Origin of the sequence: Mycobacterium sp. 23, from assembly GCF_048287075.1 — a bacterium.
Taxonomy (GTDB): Bacteria; Actinomycetota; Actinomycetes; order Mycobacteriales; family Mycobacteriaceae; genus Mycobacterium; species Mycobacterium gordonae_B.
In genome coordinates this window covers 1723612-1746249 of record NZ_JBLVUX010000005.1, presented here as the reverse complement: position 1 = coordinate 1746249, position 22638 = coordinate 1723612, and the positions used below count along the sequence as shown (strand labels likewise).

General features: G+C 68.7%; 12 protein-coding genes. 8 read left to right on the top strand and 4 right to left on the bottom strand.

Going from position 1 to position 22638, the window contains the following annotated elements:
• Window positions 1-31 precede the first annotated feature (31 nt).
• From ACNQS7_RS09040 to ACNQS7_RS09025, 4 genes are all read right to left on the bottom strand, one after another.
• Window positions 32-4540, bottom strand: coding sequence for a type I polyketide synthase (locus ACNQS7_RS09040; protein WP_418012290.1), 4509 nt, complete (start codon window positions 4538-4540; stop codon window positions 32-34).
• Entirely contained in the window at window positions 4537-10035 is a 5499-nt protein-coding gene (locus ACNQS7_RS09035; RefSeq protein ID WP_418012289.1) for an acyltransferase domain-containing protein, read from the bottom strand. Before ACNQS7_RS09035 ends, ACNQS7_RS09040 begins: the two co-directional genes overlap by 4 nt.
• Entirely contained in the window at window positions 10032-11783 is a 1752-nt protein-coding gene (fadD26, locus tag ACNQS7_RS09030) for a long-chain-fatty-acid--AMP ligase FAAL26/FadD26 (protein ID WP_418012288.1), read from the bottom strand. The genes ACNQS7_RS09035 and fadD26 overlap by 4 nt, the downstream gene beginning before the upstream one ends.
• Window positions 11784-12453: 670 nt before the next feature.
• Window positions 12454-13233 (bottom strand): thioesterase II family protein, encoded by a 780-nt coding sequence (locus ACNQS7_RS09025; protein ID WP_418015938.1) that lies wholly within the window; start codon window positions 13231-13233, stop codon window positions 12454-12456.
• Window positions 13234-13455: 222 nt separating this feature from the next.
• Between ACNQS7_RS09025 and sepIVA the strand changes: the two genes are divergently transcribed.
• From sepIVA to ftsY, 8 genes are all read left to right on the top strand, one after another.
• Window positions 13456-14193, top strand: coding sequence for a cell division protein SepIVA (sepIVA, locus tag ACNQS7_RS09020; protein WP_055577592.1), 738 nt, complete (start codon window positions 13456-13458; stop codon window positions 14191-14193).
• A 54-nt stretch (window positions 14194-14247) separates the two neighbouring features.
• Window positions 14248-14844, top strand: coding sequence for a YceD family protein (locus ACNQS7_RS09015; RefSeq protein ID WP_418012287.1), 597 nt, complete (start codon window positions 14248-14250; stop codon window positions 14842-14844).
• Window positions 14841-15566 (top strand): ribonuclease III, encoded by a 726-nt coding sequence (gene rnc, locus ACNQS7_RS09010; RefSeq protein WP_418012286.1) that lies wholly within the window; start codon window positions 14841-14843, stop codon window positions 15564-15566. The genes ACNQS7_RS09015 and rnc overlap by 4 nt, the downstream gene beginning before the upstream one ends.
• Before the next feature lie 6 nt (window positions 15567-15572).
• Window positions 15573-16445, top strand: coding sequence for a DNA-formamidopyrimidine glycosylase (gene mutM, locus ACNQS7_RS09005; protein WP_418012285.1), 873 nt, complete (start codon window positions 15573-15575; stop codon window positions 16443-16445).
• A gap of 315 nt (window positions 16446-16760) precedes the next feature.
• Window positions 16761-17168, top strand: a complete 408-nt coding sequence (locus tag ACNQS7_RS09000; RefSeq protein WP_418012284.1) for an OsmC family protein — start codon at window positions 16761-16763, stop codon at window positions 17166-17168.
• Entirely contained in the window at window positions 17155-17436 is a 282-nt protein-coding gene (locus tag ACNQS7_RS08995) for an acylphosphatase (RefSeq protein ID WP_418012283.1), read from the top strand. The genes ACNQS7_RS09000 and ACNQS7_RS08995 overlap by 14 nt, the downstream gene beginning before the upstream one ends.
• A 126-nt stretch (window positions 17437-17562) precedes the next feature.
• Window positions 17563-21159: a chromosome segregation protein SMC gene (gene smc, locus ACNQS7_RS08990; protein ID WP_418012282.1), complete on the top strand. Its 3597-nt coding sequence runs from the start codon at window positions 17563-17565 to the stop codon at window positions 21157-21159.
• 60 nt (window positions 21160-21219) lie between these two features.
• Window positions 21220-22548, top strand: a complete 1329-nt coding sequence (ftsY, locus tag ACNQS7_RS08985) for a signal recognition particle-docking protein FtsY (RefSeq protein ID WP_418012281.1) — start codon at window positions 21220-21222, stop codon at window positions 22546-22548.
• The last annotated feature ends 90 nt before the right edge of the window (window positions 22549-22638 follow it).

Genomic DNA, 22638 nt, shown 5'->3' with positions numbered 1-22638 from the left:
GGTGTGGGGGCAGTCTGACTAGTCACAGCGGTCAGGTCAGCCTCTCCGAAAGTTGCCGCAGCAACTCGTCTTCGCTCAGGTCCTCGTAGTCGTCGGGTGGTCCCTCGGCCGCTTCCTCGGCCGCCAGGGCGAGTTCGGCGAACTCCGGCAGCACGGTGGCCAGGTAATCGGTCAGGCCGTACACCGTCGGATAGTCGAAAACGACCGAGGCGGGCAGGTATTCGCCGAGGGTGTCCGACAGCGCCCGCTGCAGCGTCACGCTCATCAGCGAGTCCATGCCCAGCTGGAAGAATCCGGTGGACGGATCGAGGATCTCGGTGGCCGGCATACCCATCACCGTCGCGGCCAGCAGTCCGACCTGGTCGAGCAGCATGTCGTGGCGATGGTGCGCGTCGGCAGCGCGCAACGCTTTGCGGAACTCGCTTTCCGGCAGCGCGACGCCTGTCTGCGCCGGCAGCAGGTCATCGACGATGCGCAGCGATCCACGGGTGCGGAAGGCCGCCGCCAGCAACGGCCAGTCGGCGGCGACGATCGCGGTGCGCACCGCTGCCCCCGGGGCCAGCACGGAAGACAGTGCACCGATGGCGGTTTCGTCGTCCATGGGCGTCAGCCCGGATTCGGCGCTGACCTGGCTGGCGTCCCGCTGCGCGTCGGCCAGCGACTTCCACAGTCCCCAGTCGACGACGGTCGCCGGTAGGCCCATGGTGCGCCGCGCATAGGCGAAGGTGTCCAGGAAGGTGCTGGTCGCGGTGTAGTGGGCGAGCCATCGGGAGCCGAGCAGGCCGGAGACGGAGGAGAACAGGACGAAGTGGCGCACCGGGTGATCGGTCAGATGGCACAGCGACAGCCGGTGCAGCAGCGCCGCGGCGTCGAGTTTGGGCCGGAACATGGCGGTGACGTCGTCCCCCGACATCTCGCTGAGCAGTACCGGCCCGCCGGCGAAGGCCGCGAGATAGATCCCTTCCAGCGGAGGTAGGTCGGCGCCGAACCGGTCGAACAACGCGCTCATCGCCGCGGGGTCGGTGGCGTCGGCGGCGACCTCGACGAGTTCTGTTCCGGCCGTACGCAATTCGTCGGCCAGCTGCTGCAGCGCGCCGGGTTTGCGGGCCACCGCGACGACGGTGGTGGCACCCATCCGGGCGAGCTGGCGGATCAGATGCGGCCCGATGTTGCCGGTGGCGCCGATGACCAGCTGACTGGTGTCGCCGCCGAGCTGTGCCGCCGGGGTGCCCGCGTCCTGCGGTCGCCGGTGCAACCGGGGGACGTGGCGAACCCCCGACCGGTACACCACCTGGTCCTCACCGTCGGCGAGTCCGGCGGCAGCCAGCACGTGCTGCGCGGCGAGCTCCGCGGGCATGGTGTCGTCGACGTCGATCAGGCCGCCCCAGATGTCGGGATGCTCCAGCGCCAGCGAACGGCCCAGGCCCCACAGCACCGCGTGGACGGGATTGGCCCGTTCGCCTTCGGCGACCGGCTGTGCGTTGCGGGTCATGACGAACAGCTTCTGCGACGAACCGCCTGCGACCATCGCGGCGACCAGCGCGCGGGCGGTGTCGAACATCCGGTAGGCCGCGGCGATGTCGAACAACTCACCGGCCACCGGCGGTGCGTAGAGCACGTTGTCCACGCCGTCCAGCGGAATGTCAACGGCGCCTTCGGTAATCACCCGGGCATCCGCGGCCTCGACCATGGCGTCGGCCAGTGTGGGTTCGGCCAACACCAGCCAGGAGGCGCCGCGGGTGATCTCGTCGGCGGGCGCGGGGCTCACCGGCCAGTCCAGCTGATGGATCCAGGCTTCGACGGTGCCGCCGGGAGGCTGAATCCGGTTGCGAATAGGACGTTCCGGGCTTACCACGTCCATGTCGATCCAGTGGTGGGTGTGCTGCCACGGGGTGGTGGGTATGGCCGGGTGCGGCTCGGGCGGGTGCGGGGGCTCCGCGGGGCGCACCGTGTAGAGGTTGGCGCGGAAGGTGACGGTGTCGTCGCTGTCGCGCTGCAGAGTGCCCACGGTCCGGTAGCCGGGCCCGGGCAGGGTTTCGGTGATGGCCTGGGTGAGCAGCGGGTGCGCGCTGATCTCGACGAAAGTATGGTGCTGTTCGGCCGCTGCGGTGATGGCCTGCTGGAAGCGCACCGGGTTGCGCATGTTCACGGCCCAGTGCTCGGCATCGAAAAGGGCCGTGGTGTCGTTGCTTTCGTAGGTGGTGGAGATGATGGGGATGTTCGGGCGGCGCGGCGCCAGGTCCGCCAGCTCCGCACGCATCGCCGGCTGCAGTGCGTCCATCGCCGGATTATGCGGGGCCACTTCGATATTCACCCGGCCGGCGAAGCGGTTCCGGGCACGCGCCGCGGCGATCAGGTCGTCGATCTGTTCGGTGGGACCGGAGATCACCGTCTGGCTGGGTGAGTTGTAGATGCCCAGTGTCACCTGCGGATAGTCGGCGATCAGCAGCTCGGTGGCCTCGGCGTCGAGCCCCAGCATGGCCATCCCGCCCTGCCCGGACAGCGGTGCCATCAGCCGGGACCGGGTGGCGGTGACCCGCAGGCCCTCTGCGGGCGTGAGCGCGCCGGCCACCACCGCGGCCGCCACTTCACCCATCGAGTGCCCGATCACCAGGTCGGGCCGCACGCCGTGGGAGCGCCACAGTTCGGTCAGCGCGAGTTGCATGCCGATCAAGCCCAGCTGGATCTGCTCGATGCCGACCAGTTCCCGGCCGTCGGCCAGCACGTCGCGCAGGGAGAAGCCGGCCTGCTGCACGAAGACCGGTTCCAACTCGGCCACCGCGTCCGCGAAAGCCGTTTCCTCAGCCAGCAATCGGCGTCCCATGCCGGCCCACTGCGAGCCGCGCCCGGAGTACACGAACACCACGCCCGGCCCGGGCGAATCCTGGCAGGGCACAACGCCCTGGGCATGTTGTCCTACCGCCAAAGCGCGCAAGCCGTCGACCGCCTGCTTACGGTCGCGGGCCACCACGGTCGCGACCTTGCCCTGCCGGGTGCGGTGGTGGTTGAGCGTATGGGCGACGTCGGCGACGGCAACCTCGGCGAGCTCCAACCAGTCGGCCAGCGCCCCGGCCGTGGCGGCCACCCGCTGCGGCGATTTGCCCGACACCAGCAACGTGGACACCCCGGCGTCCGACCCGGTCACCGGCGAGAGGTCGGGACCCTGCTCGATGACGACGTGCGCATTGGTGCCACCCAATCCGAACGAGGACACCGCCGCCCGGCGCGGACCCGCGGCGCCGGGCCAGATGGTGTTCTCGGTCGGCACGAAGAATCGGGTCGCCGCGGCGTCGATCGCCGGATTCCACTGCGAGAAATGCAGATTCGGTGGGATCTGGCTGTGCTGGACGGCCAGCACAGCCTTGATGAAACCGGCGATCCCGGCCGCGGCCTCGAGGTGGCCGAGATTGGTCTTGACGGCGCCCAGCGCGCACGCGCCCTCGCTCTGATCCTTGACCTGGCCGTAAGTCGCTGCCAGCGCCTCGAATTCGATCGGGTCGCCGAGCACCGTTCCGGTGCCGTGCGCCTCGACGTAGTTGACGGTCTCGGGCGCCACATCGCTGGACCGCAGCGCGTCCGCGATCACATCGCGCTGGGCGGCGGTGTTGGGTGCGGTGACACCGTTCGAGCGGCCGTCCTGGTTGACAGCGGAGCCGCGGACCACCGCGAGCACCCGGTCGCCGTCGCGCACCGCGTCGGTCAGTCGCTTGAGCACGACCACGCCGGCGCCTTCGCCGCGCACGAAACCGTCGGCGGCCGCATCGAAGCTGGCGCAGCGGCCCTGAGGGGATAGCAATCCCCATGCCGAGATGGCGATCTGGGTTTCCGGGCGCAGCGTGACGCTCACACCGCCGGCCAGCGCCACATCGGTCTCCCGCAGTCGCAGGCTCTGGCAGGCCAGGTGCACCGCCACCAGCGAGGACGAGCACGCCGTGTCCACCGCGACCGCGGGGCCGCGCAGCCCCAGCAGGTACGAGATGCGGCCCACGGTGATGCTGTGCGCATTCCCGGTTCCGGTGTAGGCGTCCACCGTGTCGGGGTTGGCGGCCAGCATGGACTGGTACTCGTTGAAGTACACGCCCATCATGACCCCGGCGCGGGTGCCGGACAGCGAATCCGTCGGTATCCCGGCGTGTTCGAGAGCTTCCCAGGCCACCTCCAGCAGCATCCGCTGCTGGGGATCCATCGCCGCGGCCTCGCGCGGCGTGATGCCGAAGAACTCCGCGTCGAAGCCGGCGATGTCGGGTACGAAGCCGCCCCACTTGGTGGTCATGTGCCCCGGCGTCAACGGGTCGGGGTCGTAGAATTCGTCGGCGTCCCAACGGTCGGCGGGCACCGGCGAGATCGCGTCGCGGCCCTGCACCAGCAGGTCCCAGAAGCTGTCCGGCCCCGCGACATCACCGGGAAACCGGCAGCCGATGCCGACCACCGCGATCGGCTCGGCCACCGCGATCCGGGAGATCTTCTCGAACTCGTTCGACAGGGCGGCGCGCTGCTGCGCGCTCATACCGGAGATCCGGCTGAAAGCCGTGCGCATCACGAGGGCCTTTCGGCCTCGGAAGATGTCGACTCGATGCGGTCGAAAAGGCTGTCCAACACACTGCCTGCCGACGCGGAAAGCGCCGCCATCTCGTCCTCGCCCGAATCCTGCTCGGGAGCAACCCGATTGGCCAGGTAGTTCGCCAGCGCCGCCACGGTCGGATGGTTGAACAGCATGGTCGCCGACAGTTCGATGCCCACCAACTGCTCGGCCTCGCGCCGAATCGCCATCGCCATCAGCGAATTGAGCCCGAGTTCGGCGAACGGACGGTCGCTGTCCAGGTCGGACTCGGGCAACCGGAGCTCGCGGGCGATGATGCCGCGCAGCCCGCTCTCGAACTGGTGGCGTATCTCCGGGGCGGAGAGCCCCGACCAGTCGCGGGCCGGGATCAGGTAGCTGTCCTGGATGGCCGACCCGTCCGACGTCGAGGGCACCGGCAGCACGACCGCCTGCGCGACGTCGTAGCCGTCGATGTGCTCCCACGCGGTGAACGCCTCCTCCGGCGTGATGTCGCGGGACCCCAGGCGGGCCAGTTCGTCGCTGACGATCCGCGCGTCGGCGGCGAACCCGAGGCCGCGCCAGGCCACCCAGTCCAGACTCACCGTGTGGCAACCCTGTTGGTGCCGGGACCGTGCCAATGCGTCCAGGTACGCGTTCGCCGCGGCGTAGGAACCCTGCCCGGGGATTCCGAATATCGTTGCGGCCGAGGAGGTCAGGAAGAAAAAGTCGACGCTGCCGGGCGGGAAGGCGTGGTGCAGCACCTGGCTGCCGCCGATCTTGGACCACGCCACCTCGCGTACGGCGTCTCCGGTCATGGCGGTCACCAGTTGGTCGTTGGTGACACCCGCCGCGTGGATGATCCCGCGGATCGGTGCGGCGCCGTCGGTGTCCCGCCGCTGCAGCAGGGCACGCAACTGGTCACCGCAGCCGATGTCGAGGGTGACGGCTTCGATTGCGACGCCGCGCATTTCCAGGGCGCGGATCGCGTCGATCTTGTGCCGCAGTCCCGCGTCCAGGGTGTCCGCGTCCCAGTCACGTCTCGGCGGCAACGGGGTACGGCCGGTCAACACCAGCCGCCGGGCGCCGCGGTCGGCCAGCCAGCCCGCCATCAGCAGGCCGAGCGCGCCCATCCCTCCGGTGATCAGGTACGCCGCATCGGGCCGGCACCGCACCGGCTTGCGCACCGGTTCGCCGCGCAACGCCGCCAGTGCGGGCGCCAGGACGGTGGTGTCCCGCAGCACCAGCACGGATTTGCTCGGACGCTGGATCAGGTCAGCGAGCGCGGAGTCGTCGGGCACCGCCGCCTCGGCCAGATCGACCAGTCCACCCCACAACTCGGGGTGCTCGGTGGCGATCACCCCGGCCAGGCCCCACAGGAAACTCTGACGCAGCGCCGACGGGCTCGCCGACTCGTAGACCTCGCGCGTGACGATCCACAACGTGACGGGATCGGTGCGCTGCGCCAGCGTGCGGACCGCAGCGCTGACTTCCGCGCACACCCGGACCGCGAAGTCGACGTCGGTCTCGGCGGCGTCGGTCTGGGATTCCGCGACATACAGCACGTACCGCGCGTCGGCAACGCCGCCCGGCCCGAAACCGTACTGCGCCAGGCCGTCCCGAAGAGCGCCCGCGTCGCCGAGGACCGCGAGGGTTCCGGGACCCAGCGCCTCGGTGGGATCAACGCGCGGTTGCCAGTCCAGCGTGTGCGCGAACGTCCGTGCGTCGGCATTCTCGGTGGCCGGCGTGGCGGCGAAGTCCAGCGCCCGATAACGCAGCGACTGCACTGACAGGAACGGCGTTTCGCCGGGCAGCCCGGCGGTGATGTCGACCGTGATTCCCTCGGCGTCGCGGCCGGTGTGGGTGATCAGCACTGAGCCGCGAGTTTTGGAGTCGTTGCCGCGCAGCCACACTCGTTCGATGCTCGCCGGAACGTACAGGCGGGCGTCGTCGACCTCGGACAGCGCGCCGACGATCACGGCGGCGTCCAGCAGCGGCCCGGTGGAACCGTCCGGCAGAGCGTCCGGTAGTTGGATCGCGGCGCGCACGCCGTTCGCGGTGCTCTCCCAGGCGTCGAGGGTCCACGTGAACGGCAGCCCGTCCACACCGCGCAGCGCGAGTTGTTCGGTGATGTCGGGCGGGTCGTCATTGAGGAGGCGCTGAGGCCGTGGCGCGACAACCGGTGCGGGCTCCGGCACCGACGCCGACAGCCGTGCCGTCACATGACGTGTCCAGCGGTCGGTGTCGGCGGGGCGCGAGGCCAGGCTGATCGACCGGTCGTCGGCCACCACCTGGATCAGCCGGGGCTGATCGGCGAAGACGGGCTGGTCGAACCGCACCGCGGACAGCGCCGGGTACCCCAGTTCGTCTGCCGCGCAGAGCAGTGTGCGCAGGACGATCGAGGCCGGAACCACCTCGACACCGTGGAACCGGTGCCGGCCGCGGTACGGCTTGGCCTCGGGTGCCAGGCGGGCTTGCCACAGGTGCGACGGCGGGCCACCGGACACGGCCGTGACCGTGCTGTGCCGGCCGAGCAGCGTTCCGGGCGACGGCGCCGCGATCACGGAGCCCGCGGCACGTCTGGGGTCGATCCAGTGCCGAGAATGCTGCCACGGCGTGCTGGGCAGCGGCGGGTGCGGTTCCGGCGGGTGCGGAGTGTGCGGTGGGTGTGCGGTGTGCGCCGTGTTGACGTTGGTGCGGAAGGTGATGGTGTCATCAGTGTCGCGCTGCAGCGTGCCGATGCTGGTGTACCGGGTGCCGTGCTGTGCGCTGTGCAGGGTGTCGATGACCGCCTGGGTGAGCAGCGGGTGGGCGCTGACCTCGATGAAGGTGTGATGCTGCTCGCCGGCCAGCGCGATGCCCTGCTGGAAGTGCACCGGGTTGCGCATGTTGACGGCCCAGTGCTCGGCATCGAAAACGGCGGTGGTGTCGGTGCTTTCGTAGGTGGTGGAGATGATCGGGATGCTCGGGGTGCGCGGCTGCAGGTCGGCCAGTTCGGCGCGCATCGCCGGCTGCAGCGCGTCCATGGCCGGATTGTGCGGGGCCACTTCGATATTGACCCGGCTGGCGAAGCGGTCCCGTGCCCGTACCTTCGCGATCAACTCGTCGATCTGCCCGGTGGGCCCGGAGATCACGGTCTGGCGCGGTGAGTTGTAGATGCCCAGCGTCACCTGCGGATAGTCGGCGATCAGCGCCTCGGTGGCCGCGGCGTCGAGTTCCAGCAGCGCCATGGCGCCCTGCCCGGACAACGGCGCCATCAACCGGGCGCGGGTCGCGGTCACCCGCAATCCTTCGGCGGGGGTGAGGGCTCCGGCGACCACCGCGGCGGCCACCTCGCCCATGGAATGCCCGATCACCAGGTCGGGCTCCACCCCGTAGGAACGCCACAACGCGGTCAGCGCCAACTGGATGCCGATCAGGCCCAACTGGATCTGCTCGATCCCCACCAGTTCCCGGCCCTCGGCCAGCACGTCCTGCAGCGAGAAACCCGCCTGCTCGACGAACACGGGCTCCAGTTCGGCGACGGCAGCGGCGAAACCCGGTTCGTCGGTGAGCAATTGGCGGCCCATGCCGGCCCACTGCGAGCCCCGCCCGGAGTAGACGAACACCGTGCCGGGACCGGATGCGCCGTTCTGGGGGCCGACCACGCCGGGTAGATGCTGCCCGGTGGCCAGTGCGCGCAAACCCGAGATTGCCTGCGCGCGGTCCCGGGCCACGACGGTGCCGAATTTGGCCTGCCGCGACCGGTGGTGATTGACGGTGTGGGCGACGTCGGCCAGGGAGACGCCGGCTCCGGCGCCGTCCATCCAATCCGCCAGCACTGCGGCGGTCGCGGCCACGCGTTGCGGGGTCTTGCCGGCCACGATCAACGTCCAGACGGCGGGTTCCGCGTCTTGCTCAGGCGGTGGGGCGACCTCCTGCCCCTGCTCGATCACGACGTGTGCGTTGGTCCCGCCGAAGCCGAACGACGACACGCCGGCTCGGCGCGGATGTCCCGTTTCCGGCCAATCAGTCTGACTGTCAACCACTTTCATCCGCAGATCGGCGAACGGGATGTGCGGGTTGGGGCTTTCGAAGCGCTGGTTCGGTGGGATCTGGCCGCGCTGCACCGCGAGGACGGCCTTGATGAACCCGGCGATTCCGGCCGCGGCCTCGGTGTGACCGAGGTTGGTCTTGACGGCGCCCAGCAGCAGGGGAGCCTCGGCGGGTCGCCCGCGACCCAGTACGGTGCCCAGGGCCCGGGCCTCGATCGGGTCGCCGAGCAGGGTGCCGGTGCCGTGTGCCTCGACGTAGTCCACTTCGGTGGGCCGCATGCCCGCATTCGCGTACGCGGCGCGCAACACGGCCATCTGCGCGGCCGGGTTGGGCGCCATCAATCCGTTGGACCGGCCGTCCTGGTTGACCGCCGAGCCGCAGATGACCGCGAGAACGCGGTCGCCGTCGCGCTGGGCGTCCGTCAACCGCTTGAGCACCACCACCCCGGCACCCTCGCCCCGGACGAACCCGTCGGCGGCGGCGTCGAAGGCGCGGCAGTGACCGGTCGGCGACAACGCGCCGACCTGATCGAAACCGCGAAAAACGGCCGGGGACAACAACAAATTGACGCCGGCCGCGATCGCCAGCTGTGAGTCCTGGGTGCGCAGGCTCTGACAGGCCAGGTGAATGGCCACCAAGGACGAGGAGCACGCGGTGTCCACCGCCACCGACGGCCCGCGCAGGTCGAGGAAATACGACAGGCGGTTGGCGATGATGCTCATGGCACCGCCGGTGTTGCTCCACCCGTCGATTTGCTGAAGGTCGGTGGCGGCGATCGCCCCGTATTCGCTCAAGCACGATCCTGCGAACACGCCCGTCTGCGAGCGGCGCAGGGAGTTGGGCGGAATCCCGGCGTGCTCCAACGCTTCCCAGGCCACTTCCAGCAGCAGCCGCTGCTGCGGGTCCATCTTGTCGGCTTCGCTGGGTGAGATCTCGAAGAACTCCGCGTCGAACGCATCGATGTCGGGCAGAAAAGAACCCCACCGGGTGGTGCGGGCCAACACGGCTCTGACTTCCGCGGAACCGTCGTCGAAGAGTTCCCACCGCTCGTCAGGGACCTTGCCGATGGAGGAACGCCGCTCACACAGGAAGTCCCACAACGCATCCGGCCCGGAAATCCCGCCGGGGAAGCGACACCCCATCCCGATCACCGCGATCGGCTCTTCCAGTGAATTGCGGCCCGGACGGTTGAGCGCGGCCGCTTCGGGCTCCGGTTCGGGGGCGGTGAGGTGGGCGGCCAGGTCGTTGATCGTCGGATGCTCCCAGAAGTCGATGGGTGAGACCGTCCTGCTGAGCAATTCGGTCAGTTCGCCGGACAGCACGACGGCATCGCGCGAGCTCACGCCGAGGTCGGCCAGCGACAGGTCGGGGTCGACCTCGTCGGGTCTGCATCCGATGTTGGTGACCAGATAGTCGACGAGCCAGTGGCGGAGGTCGGCCTCCCCGCTGATGCTCGCCGTCATACGCTCACGTCCAGCCGCTTGAAGCCGTCGCTCCGATAGCGCTCGACGCAGGCGGAACGCCGGATCTTGCCGCTGGTGGTGATGGGAATGGAGCCCGGAGACACCAGGACCAGGTCGGCGACCCGCAGGCTGTGTGACCGCGAGATCGCCGAGGTGACTTCGCGCTTGACCGAGCGGAGCTTGAGCATGGCGTCCTCGGCCGACGCGCCGCGGCGCTTCAGCTCGATGATGGCCACCAACTGCTCGGTGATGTCATCCGGAACCGAGATCGCGGCAACCCGGCCGCCGGTGATCTCCTGGATCGTCGCCTCGATGTCGTCGGGGTAGTGGTTGCGGCCGTCGACGATGAGCAGGTCCTTGATGCGGCCCATGATGAACAGCTCACCCTCGGACAAGACGCCCAGATCGCCGGTGCGCAGCCACGGTCCTTCCGGAGTACCCGGGGCCGGGTCGACGATGTGGGCGTTGAAGATGCGGTTGGTCTGCTCGGGCTTCTGCCAGTAGCCCAGGGCCACATGGTCGCCGTGCACCCAGATCTCGCCGACGTCGCCGGACATGTTTTCGACCATGGTCTCCGGGTCGACGATGCGCACCGCGGACGGGTCGGGGCACCCGTAGCTGATGAGTTCGGTGCCGACGGTGCCTTCCGGGCCACAGCGCTTGGCCTGACCGGCGGACAGGTGCTCGTAGTCGAACCGCACCGTCGTGGGCGCCGTTCCAGGTTCGGGTGCGGCCACGTACAGCGTGGCTTCGGCGAGTCCGTAAGACGGCCGGACCGCGGTGGGGCTCAGGTTGTATTTGGCAAACCGCTCGGTGAAGCGCTTGACGGTCGCCACATGGATCCGTTCGCTGCCGCTGACGATGCCGACGACGTCGCCCAGGTCGAGACCGGCCATGTCGTCGTCCGACGTTCGGCGCACAGCCAATTCGAAGGCGAAATTCGGTGCGGCGGAAAAGGGTGACGGGTTTGTGGCCAGCAGTTGCATCCAGCAGGCCGGGCGGCGCAGAAAGGCCATTGGGCTCAGCAACACCGCACTGCGTTCGGCGACCATCGGTGCACAGATTCCGAGGATCAGGCCCATATCGTGAAATAGCGGCAACCACGATACGACGGTTCCGTTGGGAATCTTGGCCAGGTCGCCGAAATAACCGTAGAGGCTCTGTGTCACATTCGCGATCACGTTTTTGTGCGACACGATGACGCCGGCCGGTGTGCGAGTGGATCCGGATGTGTATTGGAGATAGGCCGCCCCGCTGGCTGGCCGGGGGACCATTGACGGTTCTCGCGGCGAGTCCAAATCCAGCAGATCGACTTCGATGATGAAGGGCGCGGCCTGTCCGTTTTGCGCGGTTGCATATTTCGACACGTCACTCACCACGGACGAGGTGGTGAGAATGGCGACCGGCCGGGAGTCCCGCAAGACCGCGGAGACGCGGTCGTCGTGGATGCCGTACTGCGGTGTCGACAGCGGAACGGCGACGAATCCGGCCTGCAGCGCACCGAGGAATGCGATCACGTATTCCAGGCCCTGCGGGGCCAGAATCGCCACCCGGTCACCGGGTGCGCCGCACAGCGTGAGTTCGTCGGCGATGACGCAGGCCCGGCCGTAGACCTGCGACCAGGTCAGCGTCTCAGCAAAGCCGTTGGGATCCAATCCGTAATCGACGAACGTGTACGCCGCGGTATCGGCCTGTTGATCGGCCCGCTGTTTCAGCAAAGCGGGTAGGGACCCGTCAGTCACCGGCATCGCTTTACACTCCCGTTCGAACATTTGCCCTTGTGCACTATTGCGGCCTCGCTGCAATCCAAGCGAGGCCGCATAGCGGTGCGACCAGTGCCGCTAAACGGCACGTACGAGTTGCGTAGCCCGAGCTGACGATTATTTGCTTCCCCACCGAAGCACCACCGTGTGCCGCCGGATGATCGCCCCTGGACTAATTCCGCTCCCCTTACAACTAGTCGCGTGTGCAACGGTAATCATCTCTCGGTACGGGTGGGGGCATTATCGGAAAATCCACACGCTTCCCACAGGTCTCACAGAGGTCGCAGCTTGATAGCGCAAATGGCTGATCTGCGCTGAATCTTATTCACTCCTGCCTGGCGCTGTGGTTGATGTGACATGTGATACGCGGGTGGCGGATGTTGGCGTCGCGAGACCTGAGCCTGATGTTTCGGAGGCCACACTCGCCGGTTTTCTGGGACCAGCGTCCCGTTGTGACGAGAGTAACACCACTGGCGGAGGTGCTCGGCGACGTCTTTCCGATCCTTGCCCGCAGACGGCGGGTCCCGCTGGCCATCGAACCGGTACCGCGCGTCGATGCGATGGTTGCTGCCAGGCCGTGCGATCTTTGCCACGGGCGGACCGGCCGCGCCGGGACCAGTGGTCAGCACCGGCCGACGCCGGCAGTCGGCGAAACTCAGTCAGCCCACTCCAGGGTCCTGGTCTCGATGTCGTTGACCAGTTCCGGCAAATTGTTGTTCAGGTAGAAGTGGTCGCCAGTTAACACTCGCAGGGCGAACTCGGAGGTGGTTCGGTCGCCCCACGGCGCCATGTCGTCCCGGGTCGCGATCCAGTCCTTGTCGCCGATGTATGCGTAGATGGGACACGCCAGCCTGGTCTCCGGGGGGCTGTCGTAGCCGGCGATGGCACGTGCCGCCCGCAGGGTCGGCAGCACGCCCACCAGAAACTCCTCGTCGTTGAAGAATTCCGGATTCATACCGGTCATCTGCGCGACCAGGTTCAACATCTCGCTGTCGGACATCCCTTTGATCTGTTTGTAGCGAATGTGTCCGGGCGCCGAACAGGCCGACACAAAAAAAGCGAGCACGTTATAGCCGGCGGACTGGAAGCGTAACGCGACCTCGAATGCCAACATTCCGCCCATGCTGTGCCCGAAGAAGGCAACGGGAACATCGGGGCTGGCGGCCGGCTTCATCATCGCGAAAATTTCGTCGGCTAGGCCGGGAATGCTGGACAGCGGCGGCAGTCCGGCTCCGTCCCGTTGGCCGGGATACTGAACGGCGACGCGTTTGATATTGCCCGAAAATTCGCGGGAGAACGGAACGTAATCCTTCGCGGTCCCACCGGCGTGCGGGAAGATATACAGCGTGGGTTTATCGGAATTCTCACCTTTGTCGGTGTTGGCCGAACTCCCGTGCACCGCGCCAGCATAGCGTGGCTTCGGAAACAGGCTGATCGCTTTCGCGGCGACCGGGACGAGGCCGACCCTCGCCAATGCCCTGCCCCGCCCGGGCCTGCGGCGATACTCTGGTGGGCAAACCATGTGAGGACGGAGCGTCTGCGGCCGCCGGGGCCGGGCCGGTGAAAATTGAGGCCGACACACCGGCGTCATCACCACTGTCACAGACGTAACACCAGGCACACTGGTAACAACAAATAACGCCAGGAGGGTATGGCCGTGTACCGAGTCTTTGAAGCGCTGGACGAGTTGAGCGCCATTGTCGAAGAAGCCCGTGGCGTGCCCATGACGGCGGGCTGCGTTGTGCCGCGCGGCGATGTGCTGGAGCTGATCGACGACATCAAGGACGCGATCCCCGGCGAACTCGACGATGCCCAGGACGTGCTGGACGCGCGTGATTCGATGCTGCACGACGCGAAGTCGCACGCCGACTCGATGGTGTCCTCGGCGACGACCGAGTCCGAGTCGATGATCAACCATGCCCGCGCCGAGGCCGACCGGTTGCTGTCCGACGCGAAGGCCCAAGCCGACCGGATGGTCAGTGAGGCGCGTCAGCACAGTGAGCGGATGGTCGGCGAGGCGCGCGAAGAGGCCATGCGCATCGCGGCCTCGGCGAAGCGGGAGTACGAGGCCAGCGTCAGCCGCGCCAAGACCGAATGCGACCGGCTGATCGAGAACGGCAACATCTCCTATGAGAAGGCCGTGCAGGAAGGCATCAAGGAACAGCAGCGGTTGATATCGCAGAACGAGGTGGTTCAAGCCGCCCATGCCGAATCCACGCGGCTCATCGACACGGCGCACGCCGAGGCCGACCGGTTGCGCGGCGAATGCGACATCTACGTCGACAACAAGCTGGCCGAATTCGAGGAGTTCCTCAACGGCACGCTGCGCTCGGTCGGTCGGGGCCGTCACCAGCTGCGCACCGCAGCGGGCACGCACGACTACGTAACCCGGTAGTCCCCGACGCCATAACCGGTGGACCCGGGCGCTGCGCGCCGTAGGATTCCCCGTATGGCAAGGCAGCACGGCCAGACGGCGCAGCGACGCGCCATCACGCCGTTGACCATCGATGTCGCCCGATTGGGACGACGTCCGGGTTCCATGTTCGAGGTCCATGACACCGTGGACAGTCCGTTACGCATCGGGGTGGAGTTGATCGCCATCCAGCCCGGCGCGCCGCTGGACCTGGATCTGCGGGTGGAATCGGTGTCCGAAGGCGTGCTGGTGACGGGCACGGTGGAAGCGCCGACCGAAGGCGAGTGCTCCCGCTGCCTGTCACCGATCGAGGGCCGGGTGCAGGTGGGGCTGACGGAACTGTTCGCCTATCCGGACAGTGCCACGGAGGCCACCACCGAGGAAGACGAGGTGGGCCACGTCGTCGATCAGACTGTCGACCTCGAGCAGCCGATCATCGACGCCGTGGGCCTCGAGCTGCCCTTCTCTCCGGTGTGTTCGCCGGATTGCCCGGGGTTGTGTCCGCAGTGCGGGGTTTCGCTGGCTGCGGAGCCCGGACACCGGCATGAGCAGGTCGACCCGAGGTGGGCCAAGCTGGCCGGGATGCTGCCGGATCAGCACGACGGGGACACCGAAGAGCGGGGTGAGGAGTGAGCCTGTCGCGACAGACACTGCTTGATGCGCTCGGTGTCGACCTGCCCGAGGAACTGCTTTCGCTGGCACTGACGCACCGCAGCTACGCCTACGAGAACGGCGGGCTGCCCACCAACGAGCGCTTGGAGTTCCTCGGCGACGCGGTGCTGGGGCTGACCGTCACCGACGAGCTGTACCACCGGCATCCGGACCGTTCCGAGGGCGACCTGGCCAAACTGCGGGCCAGCGTCGTGAACACGCATGCGCTCGCCGACGTCGCGCGCAGCCTCACCGACGAGGGACTGGGCGCACACGTGCTGCTGGGCCGCGGTGAGGCGAACACCGGTGGCGCCGACAAGTCCAGCATCCTGGCCGACGGGATGGAATCGCTGCTGGGTGCGATTTACCTGGAGCACGGCATCGAGGTGGCGCGCGAGACCATCCTGCGGTTGTTCGGCCCGCTGTTGGACGCCGCTCCGACGCTGGGCGCCGGCCTGGACTGGAAGACCAGCCTGCAGGAGTTGACCGCGGCGCGGGCGCTGGGTCCGCCGTCGTACGTGGTGACCTCCACCGGCCCGGACCATGACAAGGAGTTCACCGCCGTCGTGGTGGTGATGGAGACCGAGTACGGGTCCGGGGTGGGGCGCTCCAAGAAAGAAGCCGAGCAGAAGGCGGCCTCGGCGGCGTACAAGGCGCTGGAGGCTTTGGAGGCACTGGACTCTGCGGGGAAGTCGTCCGCGTGAGGTGCGATGCCCGAACTACCTGAAGTCGAGGTGGTGCGGCGCGGCCTGCAGACCCATGTGGTGGGCAAGACGATCACGGGCGTCCGGGTTCACCACCCCCGCGCCGTCCGCCGGCACGAAGCCGGGCCCGCGGACCTCACCGGGCGCCTGCTCGACGCCCGCATCACCGGAACCGATCGCCGCGGTAAGTACCTGTGGCTGACGCTGAGCACCCCGGACACGGACGAGGCCGAGCCGGACACCGCGCTGGTCGTCCACCTGGGCATGAGCGGCCAGATGTTGCTGGGTGCGGTGCCGCGGGCCGAGCACGTCCGGATCTCTGCGTTGCTCGACGACGGCACGGTGCTGAGCTTCGCCGATCAGCGGACGTTCGGCGGATGGATGCTGGCCGACCTGGTGACCGTGGACGGCAGCGTGGTTCCCGAACCCGTCGCGCACCTGGCCCGGGATCCGCTCGATCCGCGATTCGACGCCCGAGCGGTGGTCGAGGTGTTGCGGCGCAAGTATTCCGAGATCAAACGGCAGCTGCTGGACCAGCAGGTGGTGTCGGGAATCGGCAACATATACGCCGATGAGGCGCTGTGGCGGGCCAAGGTCAACGGCGCGCGGATCGCCGCCACACTGTCCCGCCCCAAGCTGACGTCCGTGCTCGATGCGGCCGCCGAGGTGATGCGCGAGGCGCTGGCCAAGGGCGGTACATCGTTCGATTCGCTGTACGTCAATGTCAACGGTGAATCGGGCTACTTCGACCGTTCGCTGGACGCTTACGGCCGCGAGGGCGAGAACTGCCGGCGGTGCGGAGCGGTGATGCGCCGGGAGAAGTTCATGAACCGCTCGTCGTTCTACTGTCCGCGGTGCCAGCCGAGGCCGCGGCGTTGAGTCGCGGCCCGGCCGCCGCCCTGCAGCGCGGCGAGCGCCCGCGTGTTGCCGGTGACACGCCGTTGCGGCCGGCATCTTGCGGACGCTCGCGACCGGCGCGGCCCGGCCGCCGCCCTGCAGCGCGGCGAGCGCCCGCGTGTTGCCGGTGACACGCCGCTGCGGGCGGCATTTTGCGGACGCTCGCGACCGGCCAAACCCGGCCGCCGCCCTGCAGCGCGGCGAGCGCCCGCGTGTTGCCGGTGACACGCCGCTGCGGGCGGCATTTTGCGGACGCTCGCGACCGGCCAAACCACACCGCACAGTAAAAAGGGAGCCATGACGGAACTGTGGGTGGAGCGCACGGGCACACGCCGGTACACCGGGCACAACTCGCGGGGAGCGCAGGTGGTAATCGGCAGCGAGGACGTCGACGGCGTGTTCACCCCCGGGGAGCTGATGAAGATCGCACTGGCCGCCTGCAGCGGCATGTCCAGCGATCAGCCGCTGGCCCGCCGTCTCGGCGACGATTACCGGGCGGTGGTCAAAGTGTCCGGTGCCGCTGACCGGGACAACGAGATCTACCCCCTGCTCGAGGAGAAGCTCGAACTGGATCTCTCAGGTCTCACCGAGCAGGAGAAGGAGCGCCTGGTCACCGTCGTCAACCGGGCCATCGACGCGGTCTGCACCGTCGGGCGCACGCTGAAATCGGGCACCACCGTGACATTCGAGGTTGTCGATGCCTGAGGTGCGGTTGACCGCCTGGGTGCACGGCCATGTCCAGGGCGTGGGATTTCGCTGGTGGACCCGCTGCCGGGCGCTGGAGCAGGGCCTGACCGGATATGCGGCCAACCAGGCCGACGGCCGCGTGCTGGTGGTGGCCAACGGCCCGCGCGCGGGCGGCGAGCGGCTTCTCGAACTACTGCGGGGCGACAGCACGCCGGGCCGGGTGGACAAGGTGGTCGCCGACTGGTCGGAGCCGACGGAGCAGTTCAGCGGTTTCGTCGAGCGATAGCCGGGCTGGTGCCCATGGTGTCAGAGAGACTCGATTGGCCAGCGGTGTGAAAGTGGCCCGATCACCCACTGCTGACACGCCCCGAGCGAGCAGGGGTGCGGGCCCGCAGCGGTAATCTGGCCCCTCGTGTACCTCAAGAGTCTGACGCTGAAGGGCTTCAAGTCCTTCGCCGCGCCAACGACTCTGCGTTTCGAGCCGGGCATCACCGCCGTCGTAGGGCCCAACGGATCGGGCAAGTCCAACGTGGTCGATGCGCTGGCCTGGGTGATGGGGGAGCAGGGGGCCAAGACGCTACGCGGCGGGAAGATGGAAGACGTCATCTTCGCCGGTACCTCCTCGCGCGCGCCGCTGGGCCGCGCCGAGGTCACCGTCACCATCGACAACTCCGACAACGCGCTGCCGATCGATTACTCCGAGGTCTCGATCACCCGCCGGATGTTCCGCGACGGCGCCAGCGAGTACGAAATCAACGGCAGCAGTTGCCGTTTGATGGATGTGCAGGAGCTGTTGAGCGACTCCGGCATCGGCCGGGAGATGCACGTGATCGTCGGCCAGGGCAAGCTGGACGAAATCCTGCAGTCGCGTCCCGAGGACCGTCGGGCCTTCATCGAAGAGGCCGCGGGCGTGCTCAAGCACCGCAAGCGCAAGGAAAAGGCGCTGCGCAAACTCGACGCGATGGCCGCGAACCTGGCGCGCCTGTCCGATCTCACCACCGAGTTGCGGCGCCAGCTCAAACCGCTCGGCCGCCAGGCCGAGGTGGCTCGCCGGGCCCAGACCATCCAGGCCGATCTGCGCGACGCCCGCCTGCGGCTGGCCGCCGACGACCTGGTCAACCGCCGCTCCGAGCGGCAGGCGATCTTCGACACCGAGACCACGATGCGGCGCGAGCACGACGAGGCCGCCGCCCGGCTGTCGGTGGCGTCCGAGGAGCTGGCCGCGCACGAGTCGTCGCTGGCCGAGTTGTCTCAACGCGCCGAAGCGGTCCAGCAGACCTGGTTCCGGCTGTCGGCCCTGGCCGAACGCGTCGGCGCGACGGTGCGCATCGCCAGCGAACGTGCCCACCATCTCGACATCGAGCCGTCACGGACCAGCGACGCCGACCCCGATGCGCTGGAAGCCGAGGCCGAGCAGGTGGCGTTCTTCGAGGAGCAGCTGCTGGCCGAGCTGGCCGAAGCCCGCACCCGGTTGGATGCCGCCCGTGCCGAGCTGGCCGAGCGGGAGCGCCGTGCGGTGGAGGCCGACAAGGCGCACCTGGCGGCGGTTCGCGCGGAAGCCGACCGGCGGGAGGGTCTGGCGCGGCTGGCCGGTCAGGTCGAGACCATGCGGGCGCGGGTCGAGTCGATCGACGACAGCGTGGCGCGGTTGTCCGAGCGGATCGAACACGCCGCCGCCCGGGTGGAGCACACCCGCGCCGAGTTCGAGGGCGTGCAGAGCCGGGTCGGGGAGCTGGACCAGGGTGAGGTCGGCCTCGACGAGCACCACGAGCGGACGGTGGCCGCACTGCGGCTGACCGACGAACGGGTCACCGAACTGCAGGCCGCCGAACGTGCCGCCGAACGCCAGGTCGCGTCGCTGCGGGCTCGCATCGACGCGCTGTCGGTGAGCCTGGAACGCAAGGACGGCACCGCGTGGCTCGCCCGGAACCACAGCGCCGCAGGGCTTTTCGGTTCGGTCGCGGAACTGGTCAAGGTGCGGTCGGGTTACGAGGCCGCGCTGGCGACGGTACTGGGGTCGGCGGCCGACGGGCTGGCGGTCGACAGTCTGGGCGCCGCGCGCACCGCGGTCGCCGCGCTGAAACAGGCCGACGGCGGCCGCGCGGCGCTGGTGCTGGGTGACTGGCCGGCGCCGCCGCACCCGGCGATCGGTCTGCCGGGTGGCGCGGTGTGGGCGCTGGACCTGATCGAGGCGCCACCGCGGTTGCGCGGGGCGATGGTGGCCATGCTCTCCGGCGTTGCGGTCGTCGACGAACTGGGCGCGGCACTGGAGCTGGTCGCCAACCATCCTGCGCTGCGGGCGGTGACACTCGACGGCGACCTGGTGGGTGCGGGTTGGGTGAGCGGGGGATCCGACCGCAAAGTGTCGACGCTGGAGATCGCCTCGGAGATCGAGAAGGCGCGCGACGAGTTGGCGGCCGCCGAGTCGCAGGTAGCGCAGCTCAGCGCGGCGCTGTCCGGCGCGTTGACCGAGCAGTCCGCCCGCCAGGATGCCGCCGAGCACGCACTGGCCGCCCTCAACGAGTCCGACACGGCGATCTCGGCGATGTACGACCAGCTCGGCCGGCTGGGGCAGGAGGCCAGAACGGCCGAGGAGGAGTGGAACAGGCTGCTGGCGCAGCGCGAGGAGCTGGAAGCCGGCCGGACCCGGACACTCGAGGAGGTCGTCGAACTCGAGACCCGGTTACGCAACGCGCAGGAGACCGAGCACGTCGAGCAGGCCGAGCCGGTGGACCGGCAGGAGATCGCGGCTGCCGCGGACGCGGCACGCAGCTTCGAGGTCGAGGCCCGGCTGACCGTGCGCACCGCCGAGGAGCGCGCCAACGCGGTGCGGGGACGAGCCGACTCGCTGCGCCGCGCGGCGGCGGCCGAGCGCGAGGCGCGGATCAGGGCCGAACAAGCGGCGGCCGCCCGGCTGCGCGCCGCGGCGGTGGCTGCGGCGGTGGCCGAGTCCGGGCGGCTGCTCGCCCGGCGGCTCAGCCGCGTCGTCGACGCGGCTTCGCTGATGCGCGACGGGCTGGCTGCCGAGCGGCAGCAGCGGTCCACGGCCCTGACCGCGGTACGGGAAGAGACGAACCTGCTGAGCGCGCGGGTGGCCGCACTCACCGATTCGCTGCACCGCGACGAGGTGGCCAACGCGCAGGCGGCACTGCGGATCGAGCAGCTCGAGCAGATGGTGCTCGAGCAGTTCGGGATGGCGCCGGCCGACCTGATCGCCGAATACGGCCCGGACGTCCCGCTGCCGCCGACCGACCTGGAGATGGCCGAGTTCGAGCAGGCCAGGGAGCGGGGGGAGCAGGTGGTGGCCCCCGCTCCGATGCCGTTCGACCGCACGTCCCAGGAGCGCCGGGCCAAACGGGCCGAGCGTGAGCTCAACGAGCTCGGCAGGGTCAACCCGCTCGCCCTCGAGGAGTTTGCCGCCCTGGAGGAGCGGTACAACTTCCTGTCCACCCAGCTCGAGGACGTGAAGGCGGCCCGCAAGGATCTGCTGGACGTGGTCGCCGACGTCGACGCCCGGATCCTGCAGGTGTTCAGCGAGGCATTCGTCGACGTCGAGCGGGAATTCCAGATCGTGTTCACCGCCCTGTTCCCCGGCGGCGAGGGCCGGCTGCGGCTGACCCAGCCCGACGACATGCTCACCACCGGGATCGAGGTCGAGGCCCGCCCGCCCGGCAAGAAGGTCACCCGGTTGTCTTTGCTGTCCGGCGGCGAGAAGGCGTTGACCGCGGTGGCGATGCTGGTCGCCATCTTCCGGGCCCGCCCGTCGCCGTTCTACATCATGGACGAGGTTGAGGCGGCGCTCGACGACACCAACCTGCGCCGGTTGATCAGCCTGTTCGAGATGCTGCGGGACCGGTCGCAGCTGATCATCATCACCCACCAGAAGCCGACCATGGAGGTGGCCGACGCGCTGTACGGCGTGACGATGCAGGGCGACGGGATCACCGCCGTCATCTCGCAGCGCATTCGCGGTCAGCAGGTGGACCGGCTGGTGGCCAACTCTTCGTAGGTTGCCCGTAGCGTGGGGCTGACAGTCGCCACCCCGTAGTTCTGGGAAGGATTCATCAGCGTGTCGCAAGGTCTTTGGATCGCCATCGCGGTCATCGCCGCCCTGGTCATCATCGCCGCGCTGGTCTTCGGCCTGGTGCGCTACCGCAAGCGCCAGATCAAGTTGGCGCCCAAGGTCACGCCCGACGCGATCGACCGCTCCGGGGGCTACACCGCGTCCTCCGGCATCACGTTCAGCCAGACCCCGACGCTGCAACCAGAGCGGATCGACACCACCGGACTGCCCGCCGTCGGTGACGACGCCACCATTCCGCGCGACGCGCCCAAGCGACCCATCGCCGAGGTCCACCTTCCCGAACCGCTGGTCGAACCGGTGGCCGAACCCGAACCCGAGCTCGAGGCTGAACCGAAGCCCGAGCCCGAGCCGGCCCCCGAGCCCGAACCCGAAGCGCCGCAGATCGAAACGATCGAGCCCCCGGAAGGACGGCTGGAGCGGCTGCGCGGACGGCTGGCCCGGTCGCAGAACGCGCTGGGGCGCAGCATGCTGGGTCTGATCGGTGGCGGCGACCTCGACGAGGATTCCTGGCAGGACGTGGAGGACACCCTGCTGGTCGCGGATCTGGGCCCGGTGGTGACCGAAGCGGTGGTCTCGCAACTGCGAACCCGGCTGGCCAGCAGCAACGTTCGCACCGAAGCTGACGCGCGGGCGGTGCTGCGCGACGTGCTGATCAAGGAGCTGCATCCGGAGATGGACCGGTCGATCCGGGCGCTGCCGCACGCCGACCACCCGTCGGTGCTGCTCGTCGTCGGCGTCAACGGCACCGGAAAGACCACCACGGTCGGCAAACTGGCGCGCGTCCTGGTGGCCGACGGGCGCCGCGTGGTCCTCGGTGCGGCCGACACGTTCCGGGCCGCCGCGGCCGACCAGCTGCAAACCTGGGCCTCACGGGTCGGCGCGGAGGTGGTGCGCGGCGCCGAAGGCGCGGACCCGGCCTCGGTGGCGTTCGACGCCGTCGACAAAGGCATTGAGGCCGGCGCCGACGTCGTCCTCATCGACACCGCGGGCCGGCTGCACACCAAGGTCGGCCTGATGGACGAACTGGGCAAGGTAAAACGCGTGGTAACCCGCCGTGCCGCGGTGGATGAGGTGCTGCTGGTTCTGGACGCCACCATCGGGCAGAACGGGCTGGCTCAGGCCAAGGTGTTCGCCGAGGTCGTCGACATCACCGGCGCGGTACTGACCAAGCTGGACGGAACGGCCAAGGGCGGCATCGTGTTCCGCGTCCAGCAGGAACTGGGCGTGCCGGTGAAGCTGGTCGGGCTGGGCGAGGGTGCCGACGACCTGGCGCCGTTCGAACCGGCGGCATTCGTCGACGCGCTGCTGGGCTGAAAGCTCTTACACAGCAACTTTTACGTTAATCCTGACGAAACACGGCGGCTCCATTGCCGCAACAACTTATGCGCATGGTTCTCGTCAGGT